This window comes from Parasphingorhabdus flavimaris (genome assembly GCF_013371215.1).
Lineage (GTDB): Bacteria > Pseudomonadota > Alphaproteobacteria > Sphingomonadales > Sphingomonadaceae > Parasphingorhabdus > Parasphingorhabdus flavimaris.
On record NZ_JABWMH010000003.1, the window covers coordinates 548,206 to 571,041 of the forward strand.

Consider the following 22,836-nt stretch of genomic DNA (forward strand, 5'->3'; position numbering starts at 1 on the left):
GCGGACTCAGAAAAATGTGAAAAACGCGGATCGGGATTCTGCGCCGGTAGCGGCCAAGGTCACGCCGATGATGGAGCAATATTTCGCCCTCAAGGAAAAGGCGAGTGACTGCCTGCTTTTCTATCGCATGGGGGATTTTTTCGAACTATTTTACGATGATGCCAAGCTCGCTTCGGCGGCGCTCGACATCGCTCTGACATCGCGCGGAAAAAATGCCGGGGATTCGATCCCGATGTGCGGGGTTCCGGTCCACGCGGCGGAAAATTATCTGGCAAAGCTGATCCGCGCCGGTTTCAAGGTAGCGATTGCAGAGCAGACAGAGACGCCCGCCGAGGCAAAGGCGCGCGGCGGGTACAAGGCGTTGGTGGCGCGGGACATCATCCGCTATGTCACCGCCGGGACGCTGACCGAGGATAATCTGCTCGACGCGCGGAGCGACAATATACTGGTCGCGCTGGCGCAGGTGCAGGGCGAGATCGGGCTGGCATCGGCGGACATCTCGACCGGTAGCTTCGAACTGGCAACGATAGCCGATGATGCTCTGGACGCCGAACTGGCGCGGCTGGCTCCGTCGGAAATCATCTGTTCGCCGGGACTTATGCCACGGCTGCTGCGGGCAACCGAGTGGGGCAAGGAGCATTTCGACAGCGTCGGCGCGGAAAGGCGTCTCCAGGATCATTTCGGTGTCGCGACGCTCGACGGCATGGGTGAATTTTCGCGGGCCGAACTGGCGACCGCCGGTGGCCTGCTGGCCTATGTCGAACATGTCTCGCAGGGCAATATGCCCTATCTCCATCCGCCGGGCAGGCGCGAGACCCGGGAATTTCTCTCGATCGACGGTCCGACGCGGGCCAGTCTCGAGATTGACCGGACCCTGGCCGGAGCGCGCGAGGGCAGCCTGCTCCACGCCATCGACCGGACGGTCACGCCGGCTGGCGCGCGTTTGCTGGCGCGGGACTTGTCGGCGCCCTTGTTCAATGAAAAGCAGATCAACCAGCGGCTGGGGCTGGTGCAGTGGTTCCACGACGGCTCGGCGGTGCGCGATGATGTGCGGACCGAGCTCAAGGCCTTGCCCGATATTGGCCGGGCGCTGGGCCGGGTCTCGGTCGGGCGCGGCAGCCCGCGCGACCTCGGCCAGATCCGCGATGGCCTGGCCGGTGCACGGATATTGCGCGAGCGGCTGACTTTGGTGGCCGGTCTGCCGGAACTGCTCGATCAAATTCTCCCCGCGCTCGATGGTCATGGCGAACTGGTCGATCTGCTCGACCGTGCGCTGGTCGATGCCCCGCCCACCGATATGACCAATGGCGGCTATATCGCCCAGGGTTTCGATCCGGCGCTCGACGAACTGCGCAGCGCCGGTTCCGATGGCCGCAAGTCAATCGCGATACTCGAAGCGCGCTACCGCGAAACGACCGGGATCAACACGCTCAAGATCAAGCATAATGCCGTGCTCGGCTATTTCATCGAAGTGCCCGCCCGGCATGGCGATGGCCTGATGGCGGAGAATTCCGGCTTCACCCATCGCCAGACGCTCGCCGGGGTGGTGCGGTTCAATTCGACCGACCTGCACGAAGAAGCCGTGCGGGTATCGCAGGCCGGTGCCCATGCGCTGGCCGCCGAGGCCGCGCATTTTGAAGAGCTGGTCGAAAAGGTTCTGGCCCGCAAGCACGAGATTGGCGAGAGCGCCGATGCGCTTGCTCGGATCGATGTTTCCGCGGCGCTAGCTGAACGCGCCGCCGAAGGCCAGTGGAGCCGCCCCGAATTTGTCGACGGCAACGTTCTGGATATACAGGCCGGACGTCATCCGGTGGTGGAAGCCGCGCTGTCGGCCAAGGGCGATCCGTTTGTCGCCAACGATTGCTGCCTCGCCCAGGACGAGCGGCTGTGGCTGGTCTCCGGCCCCAATATGGGCGGTAAATCGACCTTCCTGCGGCAAAATGCTTTGATCGTGATCCTGGCCCAGGCCGGCGGTTTCGTACCGGCGTCTTCCGCGAGGCTCAGCCTGGTCGACCGCCTGTTCAGCCGCGTCGGCGCGTCCGACAATCTGGCACAGGGCCGTTCGACCTTCATGGTCGAGATGGTCGAGACCGCCGCGATCCTGTCACAGGCGACCGAGCAGAGTTTCGTCATTCTCGACGAAGTGGGCAGGGGGACCTCGACCTATGATGGTCTGGCGCTGGCATGGGCGGTGGTCGAGGCGGTGCACGAAACCAACCGCTGCCGCTGCCTGTTCGCGACCCATTATCACGAACTGACCCGGCTGGCCGACCGGCTCGACGCGCTGTCGCTCCATCATGTCCGCGCCCGCGAATGGAAGGGCGATCTGGTCCTGCTCCACGAACTGGCCAAAGGTCCGGCGGATCGCAGCTATGGTCTGGCGGTCGCGAAACTGGCAGGCATCCCCAAGCCGGTGCTCAATCGCGCCAAATCGGTGCTCGACAAGCTCGAGGCCGGAAAGGCCGAAACCGGCGGGCTCGCGGCCGGTCTCGGCGATCTGCCGCTTTTTGCGGCCACCCTTGCGGATGTCGAGGAAAAATCGGATGGCCTGCGGGACGCGCTGGGTGCGATTGACGTCGACGCCCTGTCCCCGCGGGAAGCGCTGGATCAGCTCTATGCGCTGAAAGCGCAACTGGAACAGGAATGACAAGATGAAAAAATGGATCGTGATCCTGATGACAGTGGCCATCGCCGCGGGTGGCACCTACGTCTATCATGCCCGCAGCAACAACAGCGAACCGTTGGAAATCGGCACCACCGCGCCCGATTTCACCACTATCGGCGCGCTGGCCGGCAAGGAATTCCAGTTCTCGCTGGCCGACAAGCTCAAGGACGGTCCGGTCGTGCTCTATTTCTTTCCCAAGGTGTTTACCGAAGGCTGCACGATCGAAGCCAATATGTTCGCCGATGCTACGGCGGAATTCAATGCCGCAGGCGCGACCGTGATCGGCATGTCGGGTGATGATATCGAGGGGCTGAAGAAATTCTCGGTTTCCGAGTGTCGCGACAAATTCGCCGTCGCCCGCGCCGATGACGAGATTATCGAATCCTATCAGGTCCGCATGTCACCGGGGCTCGCGATGACCAACCGGACCAGCTATGTGATCGACCGCGAAGGCAGGATCGCCTTCGTTCACAGCGCCACAAAGCCGCAGGGCCATGTCACCGGCACGCTGGCAAAAGTGAAAGCCCTCTCCAAAAGCTGATTAAATACTTGCATTTGCCGCGCGGCTAGACAGAAAGACGCTCATGACCGATCACGCACCAGATCCAGCCATGCTTGCCAAGGCGGAAACACTCACAGACGCATTGCCCTACATGCAGCGCTATGCCGGCAAGACCTTTGTCGTCAAATATGGCGGCCACGCGATGGGCGACGCCAGACTGGCGCGCAATTTTGCCGAGGATATCGTCCTGCTCAAAGCGGTCGGGATCAATCCGGTTGTCGTGCACGGCGGCGGCCCACAAATCGGCGCGATGCTGGCGCGGGTCGGTGTCGAGAGCGAATTTGTCGACGGTCTGCGGGTCACGACCAAGGAAACCGCGGAAATCGCGGAAATGGTGCTGTCCGGTGCGATCAACAAGGAACTGGTCAGCTGGATCGGACAGGCCGGCGGTAGCGCCATCGGCATTTCCGGCAAGGATGGCGGCTTTGTCAAAGCGACCAAGCTGCGTCGCACCAATCGCGATCCGGATAGCAATATCGAACGGATCATCGATCTCGGCTATGTCGGCGAACCAAAACGGGTTGATCGCAGCGTCGTCGACCGGATTTCCGCAGCCGGGATGATCCCGGTCATCGCGCCGATCGGAGTGGGTGACGATGGTGCGACCTATAATATCAACGCGGACACCATGGCCGGTGCTGTCGCCTCGGCCCTGCGCGCGGCGCGCCTGTTCCTGCTGACCGATGTCCCCGGCGTGCTCGACAAGCAGGGTGAATTGCTGACCGACCTTGATCCGGCGAAAATCCAGGCCCTGGTCGACGAAGGCACGATTTCCGGCGGGATGATTCCGAAGCTGGAAACCTGCGTCAAGGCGGTCCAGGAAGGCGTCGATGCCGCCGTCGTCCTTGATGGCCGCATTCCCCATGCGATGCTGCTCGAAATCTTTACCAGCAAGGGCGCGGGTACGCTGGTAAAGGACGATATTCATCCGGTTGAATAATCGCCTGACTGTGTTATATTGTTGATACAGTAAATTACTGGCGTTACCGGCGACAAATCTCTAGCCGCTATGCCAGATTATCGATAAAGGGTCCGTCCATGGCATTCGCAATTCTTCAAATCATCGCAATCCTGCTCAACGTGGCGATTACCGTCATCATCGTGCAGGCGATCATGAGCTGGCTGCTCGCGTTCAACGTCATCAACCTGCAAAATGATATCGTCAACGCGATCTGGACGACGTTGGACGCGCTGACCGCGCCAATCTATCGGCCGATCCGCAAAATCATGCCGGATTTCGGAGCGATCGACCTGACCCCGATGGTCGTCATCATCGCCATCATCATCCTGCAGGACGCAATCCTGCCTCCCCTGGCGCAAGCACTGCTCAGTTGACCACAGCGCGGATCATTGACGGCAAGGCCTTCGCCGCCGGTCTTCGCGAACGGATCAGGGAAGCGGTCCCTGCCTTTCAAAAGCAGGCCGGTCGTGCGCCCGGTCTCGCCGTGGTTCTGGTTGGCGAAGATCCGGCCAGCCAGGTCTATGTTGCCTCCAAGCACAAGGCGACCATCGCTGCCGGCATGGAAAGTTTCGAACATAGGCTCCCCGCCGATGTAGCCCAGGACGATCTGCATGCTTTGATCGATCGGCTCAACGCCGACGAGACGGTGGACGGCATACTCGTTCAATTGCCACTGCCAAAAGGCCTCGACGAAAAAGCCGTGGTCATGGCGATCGATCCGGACAAGGATGTCGACGGCCTCCACGTGATCAACGCCGGACGTCTCGCCAATGGCGAAGAGGCGCTGACTCCCTGCACCCCGCTGGGCAGCCTGATGCTGCTTAAGGATACATTGGGCGATCTGACCGGCCTCGACGCTGTCGTCGTTGGCCGGTCGATCCTGGTCGGCAAACCGATGGCGCAGTTGCTGCTCGCCGAAAATTGCACCGTCACCATGGCGCACAGCCGGACCCGGGACCTTCCCGATGTCGTCCGCCGCGCCGATATTGTCGTGGCTGCGGTTGGCCGCGCCGAGATGGTCAAGGGTGACTGGCTGAAACCCGGTGCCGTCGTGATCGACGTCGGTATCAACCGGCTGGAAGCCGCGCCGGGCGAGAGCAAGGGACGTCTGGTCGGCGATGTCGCCACCGCTGAAGCCATGGATCATGTCCGTGCGATCACCCCGGTGCCAGGAGGGGTTGGCCCGATGACCATTGCGGTGCTATTGCGCAATACCCTGGTCGCTGCATCCGCACGCGCCGGGCTGGAGAAACCGGAGAATCTGTAATGCGCCTGTTTGCCGCAATCGGAATCACGCTGATCCTGGCAGGCTGTGCCAGCGGCGGCGGGCGTATGAACGACCGCGAACGCTATAACCGTGCTGCCGGCAAACCGGTCGCCAATCCCAGCGCCGTGGTAAAGGCGGAACTGTCCTTTGCCCGGCTGGCGCAGGAAAAGGGACAATGGACCGCTTTCCGCGAAACGGCGGCGGATGATGCGATCATGTTCGTGCCGGCTATCACCGAAGCAAAGCAATGGTTGAACGGCAAGGCTGACCCCCAATCGGCGGTCGAATGGCAGCCGCACAGAATATCCATGTCCTGCGACGGCAGTCTCGCCGTGTCGACGGGCGCCTGGCAGGCCGCCAATGGCAGCACCGGCTCCTTCGTCACCATCTGGCGGCTGGAGAATTTTGACGAACGCCATCGCGGCAAGGATCAGGAGTGGAAGTGGGTATTTGATCACGGTACGCCGCTGGATGAACCATTGCCCGCTCCCGATTTCATCGAGACGGAAGTTGCTTCCTGCACCGGTAAAACGCCCGAGCAAACCGGGGAGGCCGGTGCGCAAAAGCCAGCGGACAGGCGGGTTGGAAAATCGCCCGACGGCACTCTGGTCTGGGATGCCGTGCAATATTCCGGCAAGAATCCTTCGATCACCGTGCGGGCATGGGACGGCAATAGAATGCAGGCTGTCGAACATGCCCTAAAGGAAGACCAACCGCAGTGATCGAGCTCTTCATCTCTTCCTTCATCACCTTTTTCGTGGTGATCGACCCGCCCGGCTGCGCTCCAATCTATGCCAGCCTGACCAGCAGCGTGCCACCGCGCGATCGCCGGATCATGGCCATCCGGGCGATATTCGTCGCCGCCATCATTTTGCTGGTTTTCGCACTGTTCGGCGAACAGATGCTCGGCGCGCTGGGTATCAGCCTCGACAGTTTCCGGATTGCCGGTGGTATCATGCTGTTCCTGATCGCGCTGGAAATGGTGTTCGAAAAACGCACCGAACGGCGCGAAGACAGGGCGCAGGAGATTATCGAGCAGCCCGAGATAGAGGATGTCTCGATCTTTCCGATGGCGATGCCGATGATCGCCGGACCGGGGTCGATTGCCGCGGTCATGCTCCTGACGTCGCAGAATGACGGTATCGACAATGCCATGGTCATTCTTGGCGCGCTCGGCGCGGTGCTGCTGCTCACGCTCGCCGGACTGATCGCCGCCGGACCGCTGATGCGGATCCTGGGGAACAAGGTCGAAGCGGTGATCACCCGGGTTCTGGGTGTGCTGCTGGGCGCGCTTGCCGTGCAGTTTGTGGTCGACGGCCTGATCGCCAGCTTCTGATTCAGGGTTTCGCGTTCACTCGGTGATCACACCGGTGATGGACAGCAGCAGGAAGGCCCGATTGGCCAGCGACGGATTGAGAATCAGGCGGTCCAGAAATTCTCGCGGGCTTTCCTCTGTCTTGCTGCCATAAGCCGCAACCAGTCGGTCCCACGCTGCCCGGGAATCCTCGATCCGGCCGTTTTTGGCATAGACCATGGCCATCGCAACGTCATAATATGGCCCGACACTGTTGCTGGAAGGCATGATGCTCTCCGCAAATTCCAGCGCTTCCTTGTCCTTGCCCTCGGCCAGCAAGGTGAACACCAATGCCGTTTCGGCCAGAATCGAGCCCCGCGGGTCGAGGGCAATCGCACGGCGCAGATATTGGATTGCGGACGGATCGCTGCAGGCAAAAAGAAACGCGCCGGTTTCCGCATGCATGGTGGCTTCATACGGATCGAGTTCAATTGCTTTTTCGGCAAATTCCTTGCCGCGGGCACAGTTGCGACTGAAAAAGCTGGCTCTGGCAAGAGCGAAGTTCGCGGACGCCTCTTCCCGGCCCCGCACCATGGCCTCACGCGCAAAACGCATTCCCGCTTCCGGATCGGGCGTCCGTCCGGTTTCGTCTTCCCGCAAAAAGGCGACGAAGGAGGCTGCTGCAAGAATCCGGCTGTCCAGCGGATCGGCGGCCAGCGATTGTTCCAGGCAGGATTCGACCACGGGTAACAGTTCGGGGTCACGGTCGGCGCGATAGCTTTCGAACCGCAGAAGACATGCATGTCCCATCATCGCATCGTCGGGCAGATGCTTGCGCTGGTCGGTAGCTATGACACCATATACGCTCGCAATGCGGCTGGCGATCGGGCCCAGTTCGTCAGGATAATTTGCCGCGGACTCCGGAGCCGCAATCGTCGCTGACCAGATCACTTCGTTTCGTGCTAGCGAGGTTAGGGAAAATATGACCTCCGGGCCATTCTGGCCAGGGACCCACTGGATATCGAACCGATAGGCGTTTCGATAGGGTTCGGAACTGCTGTCGGATATGTCTTCTGCTCCCAGACGCACTTGCGAGGAATTGGCAAGGGCATGTTCCATGAACAGCCGGATTTCAGCCTCTCTGCCCGGTTCGTTCGCGGGAAGCTCGTCATTTGCGGCTGTAAAATAGATTTTCGGTGGCAGGATATAATAATCGGACATGGTTTTCTCGTCCGGAAGGTCGTCGTCGAAGAGACCCGTCGACCACGCGAACGCCATCACTGCGATCAGGAGGATCGCCGCCAGACCAAGGATCATCTTTTTCTTGTGAAACCACCGGTCTCCCCCGGCTGCCGCAGGAGAGGCAAGGGCGGGCGCGTCTGTCTCCCCGTCCGGGATGTCGGGTTGCTGGTCTATATTGTCATCATCCATGTGGATTTCGACGGTATAGTGGCCGATCGGGATGCGCAGCCTTTCCGGGCTATCCGCTGCGGCATAATGGGCCGCCAGCATCTTCCGCAGCCGTCCGACCTGGACGCGCGGGTAGCTGTCGGCCTGGACATCAAAATCCTCGGACCGGCCCAGTCCGTCAACCGCAACCTGATAGGCTTTCGGAGGGTTGTCGGGGTTGGTGATCGCTTCTTCGACCAGATATTTCAAAAGCTGAGACATGACCGGAGACCGGACAAAGTCCGGCGAATGCAGAAGCGTGTTGGCTTCTGCCCGCAGCATCTCTGCTCTCTGTCCGTCCGATATCGCCGATGACATAGCCTGAAGTCCTTTCCTCATGTAACTTGAGGTAAATTAGGGGGAATTGGCAAGTAGAATCATCATTCGAATTCTGCCCAATCGCGAAGGCTGACCCAGCCTTCACAACCGACAATTATGTGGTCGTGGATGGTCAGGTCCAGCTCTTTGGCTGCTTTCACCAGCCTTTCGGTGGCCTCTATGTCAACCTCGCTCGGCTGTGGATCACCCGACGGATGGTTGTGGGCGATGATTAGGGCACTGGCGTCCAGCACCAGGGACCGCTTCAATATTTCCCGCGGGTAGATGGGGGCCGATGAAATTGTGCCCCTGCTGACAACTTCATCGCTGATCAGTCGGTTCTTGCTGTCTAGAAACAACACGCGCACCTCTTCTACCGGCAAACGTGCCATGGCAATGACCAGATATTCGATCACGTCGGTCGCCTTGGACAGGCAGATGCGATCCAGCATCTGTTCGCGCGACGAGACAAGCATCGCCTCGCGGACCAAAGACAGGATAGCCCGAGCGGGATCCTGTTCGTTCGACCGCGAATCGGCGTTCAATATGGCCCCGATGGAACCGAATTCGTTGATCAGGCCCGCGGCTACCGCTGGTGCATCATCGATTCTCGAGAGGATGAAAAGTCGCTCCAGGATCTGTCGACCCCGAATTGCCGCAGGCGTTGCTGATGGCGGTAGGTGCCGATCGCCAATGTCAGCAGCATGGGATAGGCCCAGAACGCTATTACTACATAATAGGCTTGGGGAAGCAGTTCGGGGATTATCATTTTGGGGATATGGGACAGAACCTGTATCACCTGCATGGCGCATATCCATATAGTCCAATACCTTTCGGCGCTAAGCGCCAGCATCATGAATGCGAACAAAATCGCCATATCAGTGACCAAAATGCCAAATTCCAGTTGCGCATACCTGTCGGCTGACAACGGTGTTACAATGAAGGTCGTCCCGACACCGATAATGAAAATCACCACAGCCCATCTTTCGGGCGGGCCTCCTTTGATAGCCGAATAGGAGCAAACAACCATCATGAGCGAGAAGAACAATTCTATAGGCAGCATAGGTTGACCGGACCAAATAAGTGCGGTCCGGTCAAGCGTTGCCTAATGCGCTAAGCGCTTTCTACTACCCGGAGAGGGCTCAATTTCTCATCTGCAGCGCTAGCCTGGTTTGGCGGGCATTTGCCCACATCACCAAGACCAATCGTCCGCAATCCGGCATCATCCCGGTCTTCGACCAGGTGGCCGTGGGCTTCTACGACTTCGCGATAACTGCGGGCGGTTCTGGCTGCTGCGGCGATCAGTTTCTCCGAAGCATCCATGCCGGCGGTCAGGGAAAAACGCGTGCCCGGTGCCATACGCGCGGCAGCAATGCTGCTCATCAGTTCACCCATCTGGATCATCGTGAGATTGAGGGATTTTTCGACTTCATTGATTTTTTTGGCAATGGGGCGGGCGGCTTCGATACGTTGATTCAACATGAGTGTCTCCAGACGCCGGACGACACCGGCGACGACTATTTGGTCAATAATTACAGAGATTAGTTGGGGTTGATCAACCGGCTCACGAGCATCGCTGCAAGACAGACAAAGGCGAATGCAAAGGCGAGCTTGACCGAAAGGTCGGCGATCGCCCAAATTCGTGCCCCTTTGCTTAGATCATTACCCGTTTCTCCCTGCCTGCGGAACGGCACCGACAGGAGCGGGTTCGAGGAAGTGGCATAAGACTGATAAGTCGTCTGCATTTCCCTGACCCTGTCCCGGTCCGGTGACGCTGCCTGATGTCCAGGCAGGGGGTAAATTGCGTCGGATTTGGGCTTTTGGACAATGCCAATATCCTTGGGCACAATAAATTTGGGAGCGATCCCCTCGTGGTCAGCCAGCATTCGCGCCGCCGCCTTGCTGCTGGTAACCTGCAGTTTCTGTCTTGCCGACCGCAACCGTTCGTTGATGATATTCGGCGTCACACCGATTGTCTGGGCCGCGGTTTTGGCATCATGACCCTGCAAAAGCAGGTGGAGGGCCGCCTTTTCATTGTCGTTGAGATCATCACAAGCCACTCTGGTCATAACTGGATCATAAATGAGGTGGCTCCGTTTGGCAAAAAAGATCGACCGGAAATGTCTGATTCTGTGCGTGCTCTGCTTTCAAGGAGCATTTTACCCTCGTTTACCAGCGTTAAATCGAATGTTACCGCTACAAAAGGTTAACAAAAATGCCGGAAAGCAAGTCATTTTTGACGGAAATCCAAGATGTAAATAGTTGTAACATTAACTTGTAACCCCTCTAGGGGTAGGTGACACGGGTTGAAACTCGAGAACTGTGCGCGACCGGCCCATAACCCGTCTAGTTCGTTCGAGAATAGCGAGGCAACGTTCGTTCGGAATGGCGACATCATGGTTCCGGTCCCCCTGGATTCAGGTCAACATTGTTAAACATTCGTTGTCGTAAGACACGGAATATTCTGGTCAATGTTCTGCTGTCGGATAAAATTCCCGAGCTAACCCTAGATGAAGCGATTGATAGCCTGTCGCTTCTTTAGACAATCAAATCCGGGTCGGTTCGCTCTCTCCCAGAGCGGATCGACCCGGACACGATTTCAACCGACAGGGCAAGTTCGTCCTCTGCCAAAACTTTGTTCTCGGATATTTCAGCGTGCCTGAAAACCGCAGTTGGCGACAGGAATATGGGTCTCGGGCCAACCGGGATGGCCAAAATGCAGATGGAATGATTTGAGATGAAATTAGGAAAGAAAGCCCGGAACCGGAGGGACAAGGAACTCCTGCTTGGCAATCTTGTGACCTGGGGATCTCTGATTGCCGCCGTCACGCTGGCGATTTCGCTGTAATTTCCTAAATCGTCCTCGCGATCGGTGCCCGGCGCGACAATATTCCCGCCGCCCCCGAAGCAATATCTATAGCCTGCGCGCCTCTTCGACCAGCATCACCGGAATGCCGTCGCGTATCGGGTAGGCGAGCCCTGCCTTTTCGCTGATCAGTTCCCGGGCTTGCGAATCATGGACAAGGGGTCCCCGGCTTGCCGGGCAAACCAGTATCGCCAGCAATTCGGGATCAATTGTCTTGTTTTCCTGTCCGCCCGGCAGATCATCTGCTGCGTTGTCTTTCACTGCAACGTGACCCGATCGTCGTCACCGTCCTGCCGGCCGAAAAACTGCAGCAACTGGATGATCAGTTCGGCGCGGTTGGCCAGGCCGTCGACTTCGAGCAAGGCCTGTTTCGATGCCGCATCGAAGGGCGCGATCTGGGCAATGCCGTTGACAAAGGCTGTGTCGTCAAGCCGTCCGATACTGTCCCAGTCGACCTGATAGCCCTGCAATTCGGCAAATTTTCGGGATTCGATCTCCAGCGCAGCGCGCTCGGCGCTGGCCAGCACTTCATCCTGCTCACGGTCTTCCTCGATTTCGGCGCGAACCTGCCGAAAAGCGGTGGAGGCGTCGATTTCCTCGATAACCCGGAACCGGGCGACGCCCTCCAGCACGACGTTGAAGCGGCCGTCGTCCAGCGCCTCGATGTCGATGATCTTGCCGAGGCAGCCGACGTCGAACAGGGCAGGGTGACTTCCCGCTTCCTTGGGCTGGATCATCCCGATCTGCCGGTCACGCGCCATCGCGTCGTTGATCAGTGCCCGGTAACGCTCTTCGAACACGTGCAACGGAAGGTGCATGCCGGGAAACAGCAACGCTCCGGCCAGCGGGAAGATTGAAAGTCGTTTTGTTTCGGTCATCCGAACAGCACGGCGCTGAGTTTGCGGCGGGTGGCCGAAACCCACTCGTCCTCGAGACCGACCATTTCGAACAGCGAGAGCAGTTTCTGCCGTGCCGCGCCGTCGTTCCAGTCCTTGTCGGCAGCGATGATCGACAGCAGATGCTCGGCTGCTCCGTCGTGGTCGCCGTTGGCGATCAGCGCACTGGCAAGGTCGAATCGGGCCTGATGGTTTTTCCCGTCGGCTGCAACCGCCGCTTCGAGCTCGGCAAGCGCTGCCGAATCGGGCTTGTCCTTGGCCAGCTGCAAAGTCGTCTGGGCGCGTTCGATCGCCGGGTCGCTGCGCATTTCTTCCGGCAACGAGCCGAGGGCGGTTTCCGCCTGGTCGAGATGGCCGGCTGCGATCATCGCCCGAATCAGTCCGCCAACCGCCAGCGCATTGTCGGGGTCCATCTCGGCAATCTGCCCGAAAATGCCGGCGGCCCGTTCCGAATCGCCTTCCGCCAATATTCCTTCGCCCATCGCGAGCAGCGGCGCGACATCCTGCTGCGGCGCTGCATCGCCGCCCACGGGCAGCTTCTCGAGCAGCTGGTCGAGCATGGCCGACAACTGGCTTTCCGTCCGGGCGCTGGTCAGGTCGGCCACCGGCTTGCCCTGAAATATGGCATAGACGGTGGGAATCGACTGCACCTGAAATTGCGCCGCGATAAATTTATCTTCGTCGACATTGAGCTTGGCCAATATAACGCCGCGGTCGGCATATTGCGCCGCGACTTTCTCCAGCACCGGCGTCAGCGCCTTGCACGGCCCGCACCATTCTGCCCAGAAATCGAGGATGACCAGCTTGTCCATACTGGGTGCGACCACCGCCTGTTGAAAGGCCTCGACCGATTTCTGTTCTTCGACTGTCAGTCCTGCTGTTGCCACATCATGCTCCTGTTATGGCGCAGCGGCCGAAGCCATATTCCGCGCCCAAATCGTTTAACTTATGGGCTTTATGTGGGGAGCGGCCCGTCAATGCCAAGGATATTTTTGCATTTGCGGGCAACAAGAGGTTGATTGGGGCTTGCGGGGTCGAAAAACCCATGCTAACCGCGCGCCTCAACTGCTGCTGACCAAGTGATTACCCAAGTGTCGCAGCAACGCCGAGCGGGCGTAGCTCAGGGGTAGAGCACAACCTTGCCAAGGTTGGGGTCGAGAGTTCGAATCTCTTCGCCCGCTCCAGTTTTTCGGAAAAAATGACAATCCGGCGGATTGTCATCCGAAAAACTCCCGACCGCAAGGGAGGGTGGAACACCCCAATATCCCTCAGTACCATCCCCCCGCGAGTTTCCCACCCCGAAGCAATGGCAATCCGGCGGATTGTCATCCGAAAAACTCCCGACCGCAAGGGAGGGTGGAACACCCCAATATCCCACAGCACCATAATCCTGCGAGTTTCCCATTTCGAAAAATGACAATGCGGCAGATGTTTACCCAGAAAACTCCCGGTCGCGAGGGAGGGTTGGTTGCCCCCCTTTCTACATCCACCCACATCTATAGAGTTTTCCACCGACGCAATTCTGCATCTATTCCTTGATGACAAAGATAAGTTAACGCGTTCCGGAGCCGACACCGGCGTAATGGCGGTTTTGTCTCGATAGCGGACGTTAGCTATTCACTGCGGAAATGACCGAAACGGGTGGAAAGCGGTCATTCGATTGTAATGGCTAGAATTAGGCCCTCAGCGGACCGACTTCACTCGCGCAGAGAAATCATCATAGCTGCCGTTCAAACGGCTCATGGGCTTAGCCGGCTGTTGCCGAATTCCCGCCCGTTGCCGGATCGGACCCGGACCCCTCGGTCCTTGGCCGCAAATAGCGTCGGACCAGAGAGGAACACTCAAACCAATATATCTATTGCAAATGATAATGAGTCGCATTAGTAGAAAGCGCAAGATTGGGATGTGAGGGAAATTGATGCGACTTCTGAAAACTGTCATGCTTTGCGCGAGTGCGCTGTCCTCTTTGCCGGCCTGGGCCGAGAGCGCGGCGGGGGATGCAGAGCAACGCACCATCGTTGTCACCGGTGCGCTGGAGGAAGGTAGCACCGCGACCAAGACCGACACGCCGATTATCGAAACCCCGCAACCGATCACGGTAATCGACGACGAGCTCTTTCTCGCCCAGGGCGCGGTCAGCATCGGCGATACGCTGAATTACGTGTCGGGTGTGACGGCCAACCCCTATGGCCCTGACAGCCGGGTCGACGGCGCCTTCGTCCGCGGCATCAACGCGCTGCAGTTCCGCGACGGCATGCGCGATATATACAGTTTTTACGCCAGTATCCGCGCCGATCCCTATAATTTCGACCAGGTAGAGCTGGTTCGTGGCCCGGCCTCGGTTCTGTTCGGCCAGGGCGCGCTCGGCGGGATCGTCAATCTGGTTTCCAAGCGGCCCGAGTTCGAGGCGAGCGGGGAAGTCTCGCTGCGCTATGGCTCGTTCGATCGCAAGGAAGCACTGGTCGACGTTACCGGTCCGCTTGGTGATACGGTCGCTGCCCGGGTCGTGGCCCGTGTCCGCGACGCCGGCACGCAAACCGACTATGTGCCGGACGACCGGATAATGGTCTCGCCATCGATTAGTTTCAAACCGTCGCCCGACACGGATCTGACGCTGATCGGCCTGTATCAGGAAGATGACAGCGGCTCGACATCACAATTCCTGCCGCTGGTCGGGACGATCCTGCCCAATCCGAATGGCCAGCTGCCGAACGATCTGTTTGTCGGCAAGCCCGGCTGGGACCGTTACGACGGTCGGCTTTTGCAGGGAACCGCGCTGTTTGAACATCGTTTCGGGGATAGCGCCAAGCTCAACCTCAAGGCGCGCTATATCGACAGCGATCTGACCTATTTCACCCATTATCCGAATAATTATTCCAATCCGACCAACCCCTATCTCGACGCGGACCAGCGGATAATCGGCCTCTATGTCGACGGCAGCATCGCGCGGATGGAAGTTTTCTCGACCGACAATAATGTCCAGTTCAACTTCAACACCGGATCTAATGTCGAACATACGTTGCTCGCCGGTGTCGATTTCAGCTTCAATTCGGTCTACAAGACGGGCGGTTTCGGCTTCGAGACAATCGATATTTACGATATCGATTATAATGCACTTTCCGATTATGGCGGCGGCCTGCCGACACCGACCTATGTCTCCGAAGATGTCGATCAGGACCAGCTTGGCATATATGTGCAGAACCAGATGCGCTTCTTTGACCGCGTCTCGATCGTGCTCGGCGCGCGCCGCGACTGGACGAGCGCGCAGAGCATGGGCGGCGCGACCCGCGAAGATGCGGCCACGACCTTCCGCGCCGGCGTCATTGCCGAAATCGTTGAAGGCGTCTCGCCCTTCTTCAGCTATACCGAGAGTTTCGAACCGATCGCCGGAACCGCCAGTGACGGCAGCGCCTTCATCCCGAAGGCGGGTCGCCAGTTCGAGGCGGGAGTCAAGATCCACCCGGCCGACAATATTCTGATGACTGTTACCGGCTATCATATCAGGGAAAGCAACCGGCCGGTTTCGGACGACAGCACCACCGACCCGTTCGACCAGATCCAGATCGGTTCGATGACTTCAAAAGGCATCGAGTTTGAGGGCAATGTCTCGCTGCCGGGCGAATTTGCCGTGATCGCCAACGCCAGCTATAATCAGGCCGAGGTGGAGGGCACCGGGCAGCAGCTCGACAATGTGCCGAAATTCAACGCCTCGCTTTGGACAACCAAGGGCTTTGCGCTGGGCAATGATACCAGCCTGCTGCTCGGCGGCGGTGTGCGCCATGTCGGCAAGCAGCGGTCCTTCGGGCCGGCCTTCCCCGATGGCGTGCTGACACCGTCCTTCACTCTGGTCGATATGCTGGCTGAAGTGACCTATGAGAACTGGAGTTTCGCGCTCAACGCCACCAACTTGTTCGACAAGCGCTATTATTCGGCCTGTCTGGCTCGTGGTGATTGCTTCATGGGCAGCGAACGCAATGTCATGGGCACCGTCAGCTACCGTTTCTGATGATCGGTGAGCTCCTCTTCCTGACCGGTTCGGCGTGCGCCATTGCGGCGGTTTTGGTTTTGCGCTTTTCCTGGGCGAGACCGCTGCGCTCGCGGCCTCTTAACACCGCAGGCTGGTTCCTGATCGCAGTATCAATTGCCGCGGGATGGTCTTTCGCCGGAGCATGGGGTGTGACCGTCATGTTGCTATGGATGACCATGGCCGCCTTCTTCATCCTCGCCTTCGCGGCATGGAAGTCGCCACCAGCCAGGCGTAAGCCATCCAATCGCCGGGCAGGAATGCTCCCGGAATCAGGCGAACCGCTGCGACTCGGCAGCCGCTTCATAACATTTTTTCTCGTTGCGCTCGCCGCTATGGTCTCGTCCGTCGCTCTCGCAATCGCCACCCGCTGGATTGCGCTGATTGCGGACGCCAGCGACGCAAATGCCAATGTGCTGGCGCTTTTTGCGGCACCGCTCGGCTGGACGATTCTGGCGTTCCTCATCCTGATGAGCGACAGCCGCAAATGCCAGCTGGCAATCCTTGCCGTTCCGGTCGCTGCCGCCATTCCGGCATTCATTACAGGAAGCCCGCTATGAACGCGATCATCGAACCGGCGACGGTCAAGAAGGCCCTGTCCGCCCATGCGGCCATCGGCCTCGTTGCGGGCGCATTGCTCTACATCGTTTCACTGACCGGCACGGTCGCGGTCTTCTATCAGGAATTGCAGCGCGTCGAGCAACCGAACGCGCCCGAAATGGCCTCGATTGCGCCCGAAGCCGTGCAACGCGGCGTCGAGGCGGTTCTTGCCAGCGAAGCAGGCCAGCCGAGCACAACCCATCTTTATGTCCATCTTCCCGACAGCGAGTTGCCGCGCACTACAGTCACCACCGATACGCAGGCTGTCCATCTGGCGCAGGACGGCTCGATCGCCGGGCCGGAACAGATCGCCTGGTCGGATTTTCTCGTGAAGCTGCATTATACGCTCAATCTGCCGACTCTCGTCGGGATCACGATCGTCGGCATACTCGGAGTGATGATGCTGGCGCTCGCGGTAAGCGGCGTGGTCGCCCATCCGCGCATCTTCCGTGATGCGTTTCGCCTGCGCGCCCGGAATGACAATGGCGTCGGGCTCGCCGACTGGCACAATCGCCTGAGCGTCTGGACCTTGCCCTTTTCCGTGGCGATCGCGCTGACCGGCGCGCTGATCGGGCTGGCCACCATTACCGCTTATGGCATTGCCGCCGATGACTATGACGGCGACGTCGAGGCGGTCTACGGACCGATCTTCGGCGAGGAAGGCGAGGCTGATCCCCGGCCGGCAGCGGTGCCCGATGTCGCCGCTGTGCTTGCGCATATGGCCCGCGAATATCCCGCTGTGCGTCCGACCTACGCGATTCTCCACGATCCGCTGACCATGGGACAGCATGTCCAGATTGTCGGCGAACATGACCAGAGGCTCATTTTTGGCGAATATTATGGGTTCAACGCCGACGGCGGTTTCACGCATGTGGCGGGTCTCGCGGACGGTGAATGGGGACAGCAGGCAGCAGCCTCCACCTATCAACTCCATTTCGGTACGTTCGGCGGTCTTGCGGTAAAGCTTGCCTATCTCCTGTTCGGGGTCGCGCTTACCGCCATTTGCGCCACCGGCACTTATATCTGGCTCGGCAAGCGCCGACGCAGAGGAATTGAGGAACCGGGGCTCCGCGGTGCCTGGCACGGGGTCATCATAGGCACGCCGCTGGCGCTGGCTATCACGCTGTCCGCACGGCTCGTCATGGGCAATGACTTTCCCTTTGCGATTACATTCTGGATCGTCCTGGCAGTCGCCGTTGCTGGCGGAGCGGAGGTCATGAGGCGAAACTCTGTCACGCGGATCGCCGCTTCGAGCCCGACCGTCTAGCTTCAAATTTTCAGAGACTGGATTAAATTTATCTCGTCAAAGCCGGGAACTGTATGCCGATGCGGAATGAGATGACTGCATGACTGCTTTTGATCGGATCTCGTGCAAAAACGAGCGCCCGTAACCGGAGCATAAAGCGGACGCAAGGTCACACAAACATCAATGTCCACTTCTGCAGCGCTAGCTGAAGAGCCGCCTTACGTCTCCAATGCCTTTTTTCCCCGCCACACCGGACACATCGATCGGGCCTTACGCAACAGATGAAATAGCCTGCCAATGGGCCAGTTTTTCCCGGGCTAACCCTCGCGCCGTTGCAATATCCCGGTAACCAGTGCCAGATCATCCAGCTTGTCCACATCGATCGCGGCCTCGGCTATCGGCAATATGATCGGTCCGGCCCGCAAGCCCATGCGCTGGCCAGCCGTGCCCATCGCCTCGCTGAAGCCGATTGTCCGGCTGAGCGCGCGGAACAATAGCCGGGGGCCGAAATGGGCGAAGATTTTCCATCCCTTCTTGCGATCCTTCTCGACCGCAGACCAGAATGCTACAGCGGCTTTGGCCGCATCATTGTGCAGGGCGAACAGATTGGCGCCGCTATAGGCCCCGCCGTGAAATTTCAGCCAGGTCCGGCGGGCGTCGGGATAGGCGGCCAGCATCGTCTTGCGCTCGACCACCGCGACCGCGACATCCTGTCCGTCGTGCGCCCGAAAGAAATGGTCGAGGATTTCGCCGGTCAGCAAAGCATTGTCGGCGGTGGTCACCAGAACCGGCCACGGCGCAATGTCTGTGCCGATGATATTGTGAATGCTCGTCGCTATGCCGTTGTCCGAGGCGATGAAGCTGATCCGCTCCTGCATCGCAAGGTCGGGACTCAGTCCCGCCTTCAGCTCTTCGGGCGACTGGGCCAGGACGACGATCCTGCCGATATCTGCAGAGCCGATCAGGGCGCGCGTGACCCGTTCGAGCATCGTCTGCCCGTTGATCGGGATCAGCGCCTTGTGGGTGACGTGGCAATAAGCGGCCATCGGATCGCCCTCCGGACGCTGGCCCGCCAATATGATCGCCGTCCACAATGCATTCCTGTCGGGGTGCCCGTCACGGGGGCATGTCTCTGGCTGGCTAACAGGGGTCACGGGCGTCCTTGATCTGGTCCATCGCGTCCTGCGAAAACCGGTTATGCTGACCGCCTGTTAGCTGCAGCGAACGCATTTGCAAAGCGGCCATGAGGTCATCGCTTCCGGTCTGGTCATGCGCCGCGCCCCGATCAGCTCTCCGTGGACTTTCGCGGCAAACCTGTTCAAGGACAGAAAGCGGCGGATTGGTTCCGCCCGTGGTTTGAGCGCAGATGAGGTCGGACATCCGATGGAAATGAAATGACGTCCGGTTCATCGACCGATCCGCAGCGTATCGGCTTTCTGTTCAATCATGACGAATTGCACCAGGTCGCCCATACCGCGCCGATAATCTCGGCTCTGCAGCGTCAGGCCCCGCGCGCGCGGGTCGAGGTCATCACCTCGAGCGACCGCCAGGCCGATGCGGTGCGGCAATTTCTCGACCCCGCTTTGCCGACGCCCGCCTTCTGGTCGATCCGGCCCAATCGCTGGAGCCGGCTGGCCGAGAAGATTCTGGGGCAGGTGGTGCCGCTCAACCGGCTGAGCAGTCTGAAGCGAAGCACCGAATTGTTCCGGCATTTCGACGCGCTGGTGGTTCCCGAGACGACCACGACCTTTCTCAAGAAAAGCGGCAAGATGGCCAGACCAAAGCTGATCTTCTTTCCCCATGGGGCCGGCGACCGGTCGATCGGCTTCTCGCCCGAAATCCGGCAGTTCGACTTTGTTCTGCTGCCCGGCAAAAAAACCCGCGACCGGATGCTCGACGCCGGCGTGATTCGCCCCGACGATCACCGAATCGTCGGCTATCCCAAATTCGACGCCTTTGCCGCCCGCCCGCCGGTCAGGCTATTCGACAATGACAAGCCGGTCGTGCTCTACAACCCGCATTTCGATCCGCTGCTTTCGTCCTGGTTCCGTTTCGGCGAGCAGATTCTGGACTATTTCGCAGGCCAGACCGACTATAATCTGATCTTCGCGCCCCATGTCATGCTGTTCCAGCGCAAATTGCTGGCCTCGGTAGAGCACCGCATGCTGCGCTTTCGCCAGCAGGTCGATCCGCGCTTTGCCGCGTTCGATCATATCCATATCGACACCGGCAGCAGCCGCAGCGTCGACATGACCTATACAAACGCCGCCGACATCTATCTCGGCGACGTCAGCAGCCAGATTTACGAATTTATCCAGAAACCGCGCCCGGCGATTTTCCTCAATTCGCACGGAGCGGAATGGCAGGGCAACGCCAATTATGAACATTGGAATTTCGGTCCGGTTCTGGACGATGTCTCGGGTCTCGGGGCGGCGCTGGACACAGTCTCGCCGCTATCCGAATCGTACAGCGAGGCCCAGGCGCGCGCCTTTGCCTATTCCTTCGATGTCGATGATCAGCATCCACCGGCGCAGCGCGCAGCCGCAGCAATCGCCGATTTCATGGATATTCCGCAATAGTTGCAGTCGAAACGCGCTAGAAGTCGACCGCAATGCCCTTGCGTTCCCAGTCGCCATAGCGGGTCGGGCCGTTTTTCTCGGTAATTTCCTCCGCCTTGTCCAGCGGATCGGGTTCCGGCACCGGCTTGTTCGGGGAAAGATGCGCGGGCGCCTTTACATGGGCTGGCCGCTCACCGGCTTTTCTATCGCTTTGGGTCATATTTTTGCCTGTCCGCCAATTTGAATCGTCCCGCCTCAAACCCTATATTGAGGTTGGAACGAGGATTATCAAGCGAGCAGAGACGATGAACTTTATGAAAACAACCATGTTGCTGGCGGCGCTGACCGCATTGTTCATGGCATTGGGCTATTCGCTGGGCGGCAGCGGCGGCGCGATCATCGCCCTGGTCGTCGCGGCGGGCATGAACCTGTTCACTTACTGGAACGCCGACAAGATCGTGCTGAAAATGCACAATGCGGTGGAGATTGATGGCAAAAGTCACCCCGAATTCTACAAAATGGTCGAAAATCTGGCGAAAAGGGCACAATTGCCGATGCCGAAAGTCTATATCGTCGACCAGGCCCAGCCGAACGCCTTTGCCACCGGCCGCGATCCCGAACATTCGGCGGTCGCCGCCACCACCGGCCTCCTTCAGATGCTCGACCATGACGAGATCGAGGGTGTGATGGCGCACGAGCTGGGCCACGTGAAAAACCGCGATACATTGATCATGACGATGGTCGCGACGATCGCCGGTGCCGTCTCGATGCTGGCCAATTTCGGCCTGTTCTTCCGCGACCGCAACGCCGGCATTGCCGGTCTGATGGCGGTCCTGATCGCGCCGTTCGCGGCGATGATCGTGCAAATGGCGATCAGCCGCACCCGCGAATTCGGTGCCGATGCCGCAGCCGCGCAGATCAGCGGCAAGCCGCTGTCGCTGGCCGCCGCCTTGGGCAAGATTTCCGGCGTTGCTGCCCGGACACCCAACCCTGTCGCCGAACGCAATCCGGCGGCGTCGCAACTTTATATCGTGCCGGGCGGCGTCCGCCAGATGTTCTCCACCCATCCCGCCACCGAAGACCGGATAGCGGCGCTGGAGGCCATGGCGCAGGGCGGTGGCTCAGGCGGCTGGTCCGGAGGTCCCGATGAAATCGGCGCCACGGGACGGCTGCGCAAGCCAAGCGCGCTAGATCCGACGCGCTAAGGCTGCCTGCACATCATTTTGCGCGCCGAACGCCGATCAGGATATCGCCCGGACAATGCCGCCATCCACGCGCAAGGCCGCGCCATTTATCGCGGATGACTTCGGGCTGCAGAGATAGGTAACAAAAGAGGCGATTTCCTGGGGATCGATCAGGCGCTCAATCAGAGACGTTGCCCGATTTTCCTGCATGAACTTCTTCTCGGCCTGATCATATGGCAAATCGGGAAAAACATCCTGGACGAATTTTTCAACGCCCTCTGTCCGGGTTGATCCGGGAAGCACCGAATTGACCGTCACGTTCGTGCCTTTGGTTAGCTCTGCCAGACTTCTCGATAGCGATAATTGCATGGTCTTCGTCGCGCTGTAATGGGCCATTTCCGGCGCCGGGTTCAACGCGGATTCACTGGACATGAAAAGCACTTTGCCAGCGTTTCTGGCGAGCATGGCGCGCAGATAGTGGCGGGTCAGTCTCACGCCGCTCATGATATTCACGTCAAACAGTCGCTGCCAGGACTCGTCGGTCTCGTCAAAGAAACCAACGGCTTCGTAAATGCCGAGATTGTTGACCAGGATATCCACTTCCGCGAACTTCTCGATAGTTGCCTGACAGCCGTCGGGCGTTCCATTGTCGGCGACAAGTCCGTTCAATTTGGCGTCGGCAACATCCTGTTTTATCGACTGGATCGCCGTGTCGACGCTCGCCCGGGTGCGGCCATTGACGATGACGTTCGCCCCTTCAGCGGCAAGCGAGCGTGCAATTTCAAGGCCGATTCCTCCGGTTGAGGCAGTGACCAGAGCGGTTTTGTCATTGAGGTTCAGATTCATAATATATCTCTTTTCCGTTTCTAGCGGGACGGTTGCCCGCTGGTGATGCACCTCGTATGAAATATGTATTGTTGCGGAAAAAGAGGCTTATATGCATTAG

23 protein-coding genes and 1 tRNA gene are annotated in these 22,836 nt (G+C 59.2%); 13 read left to right on the forward strand and 11 right to left on the reverse strand.

The window, feature by feature from the left end:
* Positions 1–67: 67 nt before the first annotated feature.
* The 7 genes from mutS (at position 68) to HUO14_RS11560 (ending at position 6,791) form a co-directional block, all read left to right on the forward strand.
* Positions 68–2,647 carry a DNA mismatch repair protein MutS gene (gene mutS / locus HUO14_RS11530; RefSeq protein WP_176280203.1) on the forward strand — a complete coding sequence of 860 codons (2,580 nt, stop codon included), beginning with the start codon at positions 68–70 and terminating at the stop codon, positions 2,645–2,647.
* 4 nt (positions 2,648–2,651) lie between these two features.
* Positions 2,652–3,206, forward strand: coding sequence for a peroxiredoxin (locus HUO14_RS11535; RefSeq protein ID WP_176279970.1), 555 nt, complete (start codon positions 2,652–2,654; stop codon positions 3,204–3,206).
* Between the two features lie 43 nt (positions 3,207–3,249).
* Positions 3,250–4,167 carry an acetylglutamate kinase gene (gene argB, locus HUO14_RS11540; protein ID WP_176279971.1) on the forward strand — a complete coding sequence of 306 codons (918 nt, stop codon included), beginning with the start codon at positions 3,250–3,252 and terminating at the stop codon, positions 4,165–4,167.
* Positions 4,168–4,265: 98 nt separating this feature from the next.
* Positions 4,266–4,562: a YggT family protein gene (locus HUO14_RS11545; RefSeq protein ID WP_176279972.1), complete on the forward strand. Its 297-nt coding sequence runs from the start codon at positions 4,266–4,268 to the stop codon at positions 4,560–4,562.
* Positions 4,559–5,455 (forward strand): bifunctional methylenetetrahydrofolate dehydrogenase/methenyltetrahydrofolate cyclohydrolase FolD, encoded by an 897-nt coding sequence (gene folD, locus HUO14_RS11550; RefSeq protein ID WP_176279973.1) that lies wholly within the window; start codon positions 4,559–4,561, stop codon positions 5,453–5,455. The genes HUO14_RS11545 and folD overlap by 4 nt, the downstream gene beginning before the upstream one ends.
* On the forward strand, positions 5,455–6,177 hold the full coding sequence (locus tag HUO14_RS11555; RefSeq protein ID WP_176279974.1) for a hypothetical protein: 723 nt from the start codon (positions 5,455–5,457) through the stop codon (positions 6,175–6,177). The genes folD and HUO14_RS11555 overlap by 1 nt, the downstream gene beginning before the upstream one ends.
* Positions 6,174–6,791, forward strand: coding sequence for a MarC family protein (locus HUO14_RS11560; RefSeq protein ID WP_176279975.1), 618 nt, complete (start codon positions 6,174–6,176; stop codon positions 6,789–6,791). Before HUO14_RS11555 ends, HUO14_RS11560 begins: the two co-directional genes overlap by 4 nt.
* Before the next feature lie 15 nt (positions 6,792–6,806).
* On the opposite strand, the gene HUO14_RS11565 is transcribed toward HUO14_RS11560, so the two are convergent.
* The 8 genes from HUO14_RS11565 to HUO14_RS11600 form a co-directional block, all read right to left on the reverse strand.
* Entirely contained in the window at positions 6,807–8,516 is a 1,710-nt protein-coding gene (locus HUO14_RS11565; RefSeq protein ID WP_176279976.1) for a tetratricopeptide repeat protein, read from the reverse strand.
* Positions 8,517–8,578: 62 nt separating this feature from the next.
* On the reverse strand, positions 8,579–9,061 hold the full coding sequence (locus tag HUO14_RS11570) for a JAB domain-containing protein (protein ID WP_176279977.1): 483 nt from the start codon (positions 9,059–9,061) through the stop codon (positions 8,579–8,581).
* A 41-nt stretch (positions 9,062–9,102) separates the two neighbouring features.
* The gene (locus HUO14_RS11575; RefSeq protein ID WP_176279978.1) at positions 9,103–9,492 is read right to left on the reverse strand and encodes a hypothetical protein; all 390 of its coding nucleotides are present in this window, start codon (positions 9,490–9,492) and stop codon (positions 9,103–9,105) included.
* 137 nt (positions 9,493–9,629) lie between these two features.
* Positions 9,630–9,998: a hypothetical protein gene (locus tag HUO14_RS11580; protein ID WP_176279979.1), complete on the reverse strand. Its 369-nt coding sequence runs from the start codon at positions 9,996–9,998 to the stop codon at positions 9,630–9,632.
* Between the two features lie 59 nt (positions 9,999–10,057).
* A complete protein-coding gene (locus HUO14_RS11585; protein WP_176279980.1) occupies positions 10,058–10,585 on the reverse strand; it encodes a helix-turn-helix transcriptional regulator in 528 nt (175 codons plus the stop codon).
* 845 nt (positions 10,586–11,430) lie between these two features.
* Positions 11,431–11,619: a Trm112 family protein gene (locus tag HUO14_RS11590; RefSeq protein WP_176280204.1), complete on the reverse strand. Its 189-nt coding sequence runs from the start codon at positions 11,617–11,619 to the stop codon at positions 11,431–11,433.
* Positions 11,620–11,639: 20 nt separating this feature from the next.
* Complete coding sequence (locus HUO14_RS11595; RefSeq protein ID WP_176279981.1) at positions 11,640–12,260, reverse strand: LON peptidase substrate-binding domain-containing protein; 621 nt, start codon at positions 12,258–12,260, stop codon at positions 11,640–11,642.
* Positions 12,257–13,165 carry a tetratricopeptide repeat protein gene (locus tag HUO14_RS11600; protein WP_176279982.1) on the reverse strand — a complete coding sequence of 303 codons (909 nt, stop codon included), beginning with the start codon at positions 13,163–13,165 and terminating at the stop codon, positions 12,257–12,259. Before HUO14_RS11600 ends, HUO14_RS11595 begins: the two co-directional genes overlap by 4 nt.
* Positions 13,166–13,387: 222 nt before the next feature.
* Here HUO14_RS11600 and HUO14_RS11605 point away from each other — a divergent pair.
* The 4 genes from HUO14_RS11605 to HUO14_RS11620 all read left to right on the forward strand — a co-directional run bounded on the left by HUO14_RS11605 (position 13,388) and on the right by HUO14_RS11620 (position 18,169).
* Positions 13,388–13,462, forward strand: a tRNA-Gly gene (locus HUO14_RS11605).
* A 734-nt stretch (positions 13,463–14,196) separates the two neighbouring features.
* Positions 14,197–16,284 carry a TonB-dependent siderophore receptor gene (locus tag HUO14_RS11610; protein WP_176279983.1) on the forward strand — a complete coding sequence of 696 codons (2,088 nt, stop codon included), beginning with the start codon at positions 14,197–14,199 and terminating at the stop codon, positions 16,282–16,284.
* Positions 16,284–16,862 carry a hypothetical protein gene (locus tag HUO14_RS11615; RefSeq protein ID WP_176279984.1) on the forward strand — a complete coding sequence of 193 codons (579 nt, stop codon included), beginning with the start codon at positions 16,284–16,286 and terminating at the stop codon, positions 16,860–16,862. Before HUO14_RS11610 ends, HUO14_RS11615 begins: the two co-directional genes overlap by 1 nt.
* On the forward strand, positions 16,859–18,169 hold the full coding sequence (locus tag HUO14_RS11620; RefSeq protein ID WP_176279985.1) for a PepSY-associated TM helix domain-containing protein: 1,311 nt from the start codon (positions 16,859–16,861) through the stop codon (positions 18,167–18,169). Before HUO14_RS11615 ends, HUO14_RS11620 begins: the two co-directional genes overlap by 4 nt.
* A 296-nt stretch (positions 18,170–18,465) precedes the next feature.
* Here HUO14_RS11620 and HUO14_RS11625 read toward each other — a convergent pair whose 3' ends face one another.
* Positions 18,466–19,302 (reverse strand): nucleotidyltransferase family protein, encoded by an 837-nt coding sequence (locus HUO14_RS11625; RefSeq protein ID WP_343046096.1) that lies wholly within the window; start codon positions 19,300–19,302, stop codon positions 18,466–18,468.
* Between the two features lie 240 nt (positions 19,303–19,542).
* Between HUO14_RS11625 and HUO14_RS11630 the strand changes: the two genes are divergently transcribed.
* A complete protein-coding gene (locus tag HUO14_RS11630) occupies positions 19,543–20,727 on the forward strand; it encodes a hypothetical protein (protein ID WP_176279986.1) in 1,185 nt (394 codons plus the stop codon).
* Between the two features lie 16 nt (positions 20,728–20,743).
* Here the strand turns inward: HUO14_RS11630 and HUO14_RS11635 are convergent, their stop codons facing one another.
* A complete protein-coding gene (locus HUO14_RS11635) occupies positions 20,744–20,926 on the reverse strand; it encodes a DUF1674 domain-containing protein (protein WP_176279987.1) in 183 nt (60 codons plus the stop codon).
* A gap of 85 nt (positions 20,927–21,011) precedes the next feature.
* Between HUO14_RS11635 and HUO14_RS11640 the strand changes: the two genes are divergently transcribed.
* A complete protein-coding gene (locus HUO14_RS11640) occupies positions 21,012–21,911 on the forward strand; it encodes a M48 family metalloprotease (RefSeq protein WP_176279988.1) in 900 nt (299 codons plus the stop codon).
* A gap of 36 nt (positions 21,912–21,947) precedes the next feature.
* Here HUO14_RS11640 and HUO14_RS11645 read toward each other — a convergent pair whose 3' ends face one another.
* Positions 21,948–22,736 carry an SDR family NAD(P)-dependent oxidoreductase gene (locus HUO14_RS11645; protein WP_176279989.1) on the reverse strand — a complete coding sequence of 263 codons (789 nt, stop codon included), beginning with the start codon at positions 22,734–22,736 and terminating at the stop codon, positions 21,948–21,950.
* Positions 22,737–22,836: the final 100 nt, after the last annotated feature.

Bases quoted from the DNA above. Each gene is read 5' to 3' on its own strand.
- mutS (WP_176280203.1), top strand. From the start codon at position 68: ATGATGGAGCAATATTTCGCCCTCAAGGAAAAGGCGAGTGACTGCCTG.
- HUO14_RS11535 (WP_176279970.1), top strand. From the start codon at position 2,652: ATGAAAAAATGGATCGTGATCCTGATGACAGTGGCCATCGCCGCGGGT.
- argB (WP_176279971.1), top strand. From the start codon at position 3,250: ATGACCGATCACGCACCAGATCCAGCCATGCTTGCCAAGGCGGAAACA.
- HUO14_RS11545 (WP_176279972.1), top strand. From the start codon at position 4,266: ATGGCATTCGCAATTCTTCAAATCATCGCAATCCTGCTCAACGTGGCG.
- HUO14_RS11555 (WP_176279974.1), top strand. From the start codon at position 5,455: ATGCGCCTGTTTGCCGCAATCGGAATCACGCTGATCCTGGCAGGCTGT.
- HUO14_RS11565 (WP_176279976.1), bottom strand. From the start codon at position 8,516: ATGTCATCGGCGATATCGGACGGACAGAGAGCAGAGATGCTGCGGGCA.
- HUO14_RS11580 (WP_176279979.1), bottom strand. From the start codon at position 9,998: ATGTTGAATCAACGTATCGAAGCCGCCCGCCCCATTGCCAAAAAAATC.
- HUO14_RS11585 (WP_176279980.1), bottom strand. From the start codon at position 10,585: ATGACCAGAGTGGCTTGTGATGATCTCAACGACAATGAAAAGGCGGCC.
- HUO14_RS11595 (WP_176279981.1), bottom strand. From the start codon at position 12,260: ATGACCGAAACAAAACGACTTTCAATCTTCCCGCTGGCCGGAGCGTTG.
- HUO14_RS11610 (WP_176279983.1), top strand. From the start codon at position 14,197: ATGCGACTTCTGAAAACTGTCATGCTTTGCGCGAGTGCGCTGTCCTCT.
- HUO14_RS11615 (WP_176279984.1), top strand. From the start codon at position 16,284: ATGATCGGTGAGCTCCTCTTCCTGACCGGTTCGGCGTGCGCCATTGCG.
- HUO14_RS11620 (WP_176279985.1), top strand. From the start codon at position 16,859: ATGAACGCGATCATCGAACCGGCGACGGTCAAGAAGGCCCTGTCCGCC.
- HUO14_RS11630 (WP_176279986.1), top strand. From the start codon at position 19,543: ATGACGTCCGGTTCATCGACCGATCCGCAGCGTATCGGCTTTCTGTTC.
- HUO14_RS11635 (WP_176279987.1), bottom strand. From the start codon at position 20,926: ATGACCCAAAGCGATAGAAAAGCCGGTGAGCGGCCAGCCCATGTAAAG.
- HUO14_RS11640 (WP_176279988.1), top strand. From the start codon at position 21,012: ATGAACTTTATGAAAACAACCATGTTGCTGGCGGCGCTGACCGCATTG.
- HUO14_RS11645 (WP_176279989.1), bottom strand. From the start codon at position 22,736: ATGAATCTGAACCTCAATGACAAAACCGCTCTGGTCACTGCCTCAACC.